This window comes from Azospirillum formosense, assembly GCF_013340925.1.
Taxonomy (GTDB): domain Bacteria; phylum Pseudomonadota; class Alphaproteobacteria; order Azospirillales; family Azospirillaceae; genus Azospirillum; species Azospirillum formosense.
Map to the genome: position 1 here is coordinate 1 of NZ_WHOR01000391.1, position 4,032 is coordinate 4,032.

The window sequence follows — 4,032 nt, forward strand, 5'->3', positions numbered from 1 at the left end:
AGCTTCTCCCCGGCGCCGTCCTCGCCCGCGCCGGGGAGGAGCTGGAGCGCCCCGGCGGGGGCGAGGTCGGCGCCGCCCTGGTCGGGAACGAGGCGGTGCGCGGCGTGATGTTCACCGGCTCCACCGAGGTGGCGCGGCTGATCCAGCGCCAGCTCGCCGGGCGCCTGCTGCCCGACGGCGCGCCGATTCCGCTGATCGCCGAGACCGGCGGCCAGAACGCCATGATCGTGGACAGCTCCGCCCTGGCCGAGCAGGTGGTGGGCGACGTGATCGCGTCGGCCTTCGACAGCGCCGGCCAGCGCTGCTCCGCCCTGCGCATCCTCTGCCTTCAGGAGGACGTGGCCGACCGCACGCTCGCCATGCTGAAGGGCGCCATGCGGGAGCTGCGCATCGGCAACCCGGACCGGCTGGCCGTCGATGTCGGCCCGGTCATCAGCGAGGAGGCCCGCGCCACCATCGCCGCCCACATCGAGGCGATGCGCGCCAAGGGTCGCGATGTGGAGTTCCTGCCGCTGCCCGCCGAGACGGCGGAGGGCACCTTCATCGCCCCGACCGTGATCGAGATCGGCGGCATCCATGAGCTTGAGCGGGAGGTCTTCGGCCCGGTCCTCCACGTCGTCCGCTTCCACCGCGACGCTCTCGACGCCCTGGTCGACTCCATCAACGCCACCGGCTACGGCCTGACCTTCGGCCTGCACACCCGCATCGACGCGACCATTGAGCGGGTGACCGGGCGGATCGGCGCGGGCAACGTCTACGTCAACCGCAACACCATCGGCGCGGTGGTCGGGGTGCAGCCCTTCGGCGGCCACGGCCTGTCGGGCACCGGCCCCAAGGCGGGCGGCCCGCTCTACCTCTCCCGCCTGCTCAGCCGCCGTCCCAAGGGATGGCTGGAGTTCCGCGGGCCGGACGCGGCGCGCGCGGCGGGTCTGGCCTACGGCGAGTGGCTGCGCGCCAAGGGCTTCACGGCGGAGGCGTCGCGCTGCGCCGGCTACGTGGCGCGCAGCGCCATCGGCGGCGGCGCGGAGCTGAACGGCCCGGTGGGCGAGCGCAACCTCTATGAGCTGCACGGGCGGGGCCGCGTCCTGCTGCTGCCGCAGACGCGGACGGGGCTGCTGCTCCAGCTCGGCGCGGTCCTGGCGACGGGCAACAGCGCCGCGGTGGACGCCCCGCCGGACCTGGCCGAGCTGCTGCGCGGCCTGCCCCCGGCGCTGGCTGCGCGGGTGCGGACCACGGCGGATTGGCGCGACGTCGGACCGCTCGCCGCGGTTCTGGTGGAAGGTGACCGCGAACGCGTCACCGCCGTCAACCGGCGCGTCGCGGAGCTTCCCGGCCCGATCCTGCTGGTGCAGGCGGCGACCGCCGAGGCTTTGGCGGCGGGGCGGGGCGAGGGCTACGACCTCGACCTGCTGCTGAACGAGCGCTCGGTCAGCGTCAACACCGCGGCCGCCGGCGGCAACGCCAGCCTCGTCGCGATGAGCTGACGGGGCGAATTGGACGGGTTGCGGGTCGGGCGGCGCGCCGCCTACCCCGCAACCTCCCGTTCGATCACCAGCTCCTCGTCGTCGATGCGCAAGAAGGACCCGACCTCCAGATCGCCGCGCGCGATGGCGTCGTTGATGATGATCTGCGCCTCCGCGAGTGTGATCGTCCGGTCGTCAAAGAAAACCGGCCCGTCGGCGTGGCGGATGATCCTGAACGTTGCGGTGGTCATCCGGGTATTCTCCTTTGGCAATGCCCTTTGGTTAACCGGTGCGCGGCCCATTCGTCGCGAATCCCCCGATGCTCCCGCGGCGGAGCGGGCATGCAAAGAGACACGAGGTGCGTCAATGGTCGGAATGTTCTATTTGCGGATAGTTGACCGGACGCGAACCAACGGGTAGCCAAGAGGCCGGGGGCACCGCAGCGCAAGGAGGATCATCAGGGTGAAAGACGACGCCGAACTCATCCGCCATCCGTTTTCCGAACCGCCGGACAATGGAACGGTCCGGGAGGTGGCGCCGGGTGTGCTGTGGCTGCGCCTGCCGCTGCCCTACGCGCTGGACCACGTCAACCTCTACCTCTTCGAGGAGGGGGACGGCTGGGCGCTGTTCGACACCGGGCTGGGCGACGACGTCAGCCGCGACTGCTGGGACCGTCTGCTGCGCGGCCCGCTGGGCGGCAAGCCGATCGTCCGGCTGGTGGTCAGCCATTTCCACCCCGACCATGTCGGTCTGGCCGGCTGGCTGCACGAGCGTTTCGCCCCGCCGCTGCACATGACCCAGAGCGAGTATTTCTACGCCAAGCTGCTGCAACAAGGGCGTGATCCCCAGGCGCTGGAGGCGCAGGACGCCTTCTACCAGGCCGGGGGCCTGTCGCCCGACGAGATCCAGCAGATGCTCGGCCGCGGCCTCAGCTACCTGAACCGCACGACCGGGCTGGCGCCCAGCTTCGAGCGGATGATCCCCGGCCAGACCCTGCGGCTGGGCGGGCGCGACTGGCGCATCCTGACCGGCGGCGGCCATTCGCCGGAGCAGGCGATGCTCTATTGCGCCGCCGACCGGCTGTTCCTCGCCGCCGACCAGGTCATCGCGCGAATCTCCCCCAACGTCAGCGTCTCCGCGATGCAGCCCAAGGCCGACCCGCTCGGGCTCTACCTGTCGTCCCTGGCGGCGATCCGCGAGGAGGTGGCGGCGGACGCGCTGGTCCTGTCCGGTCACAGGCTGCCCTTCTACGGGCTGGACCACCGCACCCGCGCGCTGGAGGCCCACCACGCCGACCGCTGCGCGCAGATCGCCGAGGCCTGCCGCGCCAGGCCGCTGAGCTGCAAGGAGCTGGTTCCGGTGCTGTTCCGCCGGGCGCTCGACTCGCACCAGCTGAGCTTCGCCTTCGGCGAGGCGCTGGCCCATCTCAACCACATGGTCGGGCGCGGCGAGCTGCGCACCGAGACGCGCGCCGACGGCGTGCTGGCCTACCACAGCGCCTGATCCGGCGGGCGCTACCTCAGCGGCAGACGCGGTACGGCCCCATGTCGAGGTGGAAGTGGTCGCGGTGGGCCTCGTTGTAGTCGGGGCCCAGCACCGCGCGGAAGACCTCGCAGGCGCCGTCGCGCACCTCGCGCAGGAAGGCGCCTTTCCGTCCGTCCGCCGGCGTCCAGTCGCCGGGCAGGGCGATGGTGGTGCCGTCGGCCAGCGTGAAGCCGGCGATGTCGAGGGCGTTGGCGGTGGCGTGCTCGCTGCGGCGTCCCTCCGCCCGGCCGTAGACGTTGCGGCAGGCGTAGCTTCCCAGATGCCGCACCCGCGCCACCCGCTGGCCGAAATGCCGTCGCGCCGCCGGCTGGAGCGTGTGCGTCTCGAACAGCATCCAGGCGGCGGCGAGCGGGCAGGTGACCGTGAAGCCGCCGTTGAAGACCACCGCCGAGCGGCTGACCTGCACCGCATCGACCAAACCGCAGCCCTCGCCGGTCTGCCGGTCGGTCACCGGAGTGAAGCGCAGGCCCGTGTCGCCCAGGACGGCGTGGCACTGCCGGGGCGCGCCCTCCAGCCGGGACAGCTTGAGACGGGTCAGCAGGTTCGGCACGTCCCCGATGTCCAGCGGCGCCCAGGGGTCGTAGCGGGGCGGAACCGTGACCGCGCCCGTTCCCACCATCGCCGCCCCGCCCATGGCGGCCAGAAGCAGCAGGGCCGCCGTCCAGCGGAAGAACCGTCCCATGCGTCTGCCCAATCTCCCCTTTGCGGCACCGTAGGCTCAACGGCGGGAACGGTCGCGCGGCTCCTCCCGGAATGTATTCCCCCTAATTGCTTATGAACCGGCGGTGGGGGCGGACTGTTGTCCAAGCGGCGGTTCATCCGTTCGTGCAATTGGACGGAGCGTGACTTCCATGCCACAGTTCCAGCGTTACCCTTCGTCACGCGGTGAGGGAGAGTCCGATGTCCGATGCACACGATGAAGTCCTGGCCATGCAGGGCCGGACCGAACGCGCGAATTCCACGATCCCGCTCACCGCTTCCTCCGCGCTGGCCTCCGCCGCCGCGCTGTTCCGGAAGATCGAAA

Annotated in this window: 4 protein-coding genes; 2 read left to right on the top strand and 2 right to left on the bottom strand. The window is 71.4% G+C overall.

The features are described from left to right. On the top strand, window positions 1–1,484 hold a 1,484-nt coding region (locus GBZ26_RS27915), incomplete at its 5' end, for an aldehyde dehydrogenase family protein (RefSeq protein WP_174441590.1). 41 nt (window positions 1,485–1,525) lie between these two features. Here GBZ26_RS27915 and GBZ26_RS27920 read toward each other — a convergent pair. Next, window positions 1,526–1,714 carry a hypothetical protein gene (locus GBZ26_RS27920; RefSeq protein WP_035680009.1) on the bottom strand — a complete coding sequence of 63 codons (189 nt, stop codon included), beginning with the start codon at window positions 1,712–1,714 and terminating at the stop codon, window positions 1,526–1,528. 211 nt (window positions 1,715–1,925) lie between these two features. On the opposite strand from GBZ26_RS27920, the gene GBZ26_RS27925 reads away from it, so the two are divergent. Further along, on the top strand, window positions 1,926–2,966 hold the full coding sequence (locus GBZ26_RS27925; protein ID WP_174441591.1) for an MBL fold metallo-hydrolase: 1,041 nt from the start codon (window positions 1,926–1,928) through the stop codon (window positions 2,964–2,966). Between the two features lie 16 nt (window positions 2,967–2,982). On the opposite strand, the gene GBZ26_RS27930 is transcribed toward GBZ26_RS27925, so the two are convergent. After that, on the bottom strand, window positions 2,983–3,690 hold the full coding sequence (locus GBZ26_RS27930; protein WP_174441592.1) for an extensin-like domain-containing protein: 708 nt from the start codon (window positions 3,688–3,690) through the stop codon (window positions 2,983–2,985). Between the last annotated feature and the right edge of the window lie 342 nt (window positions 3,691–4,032).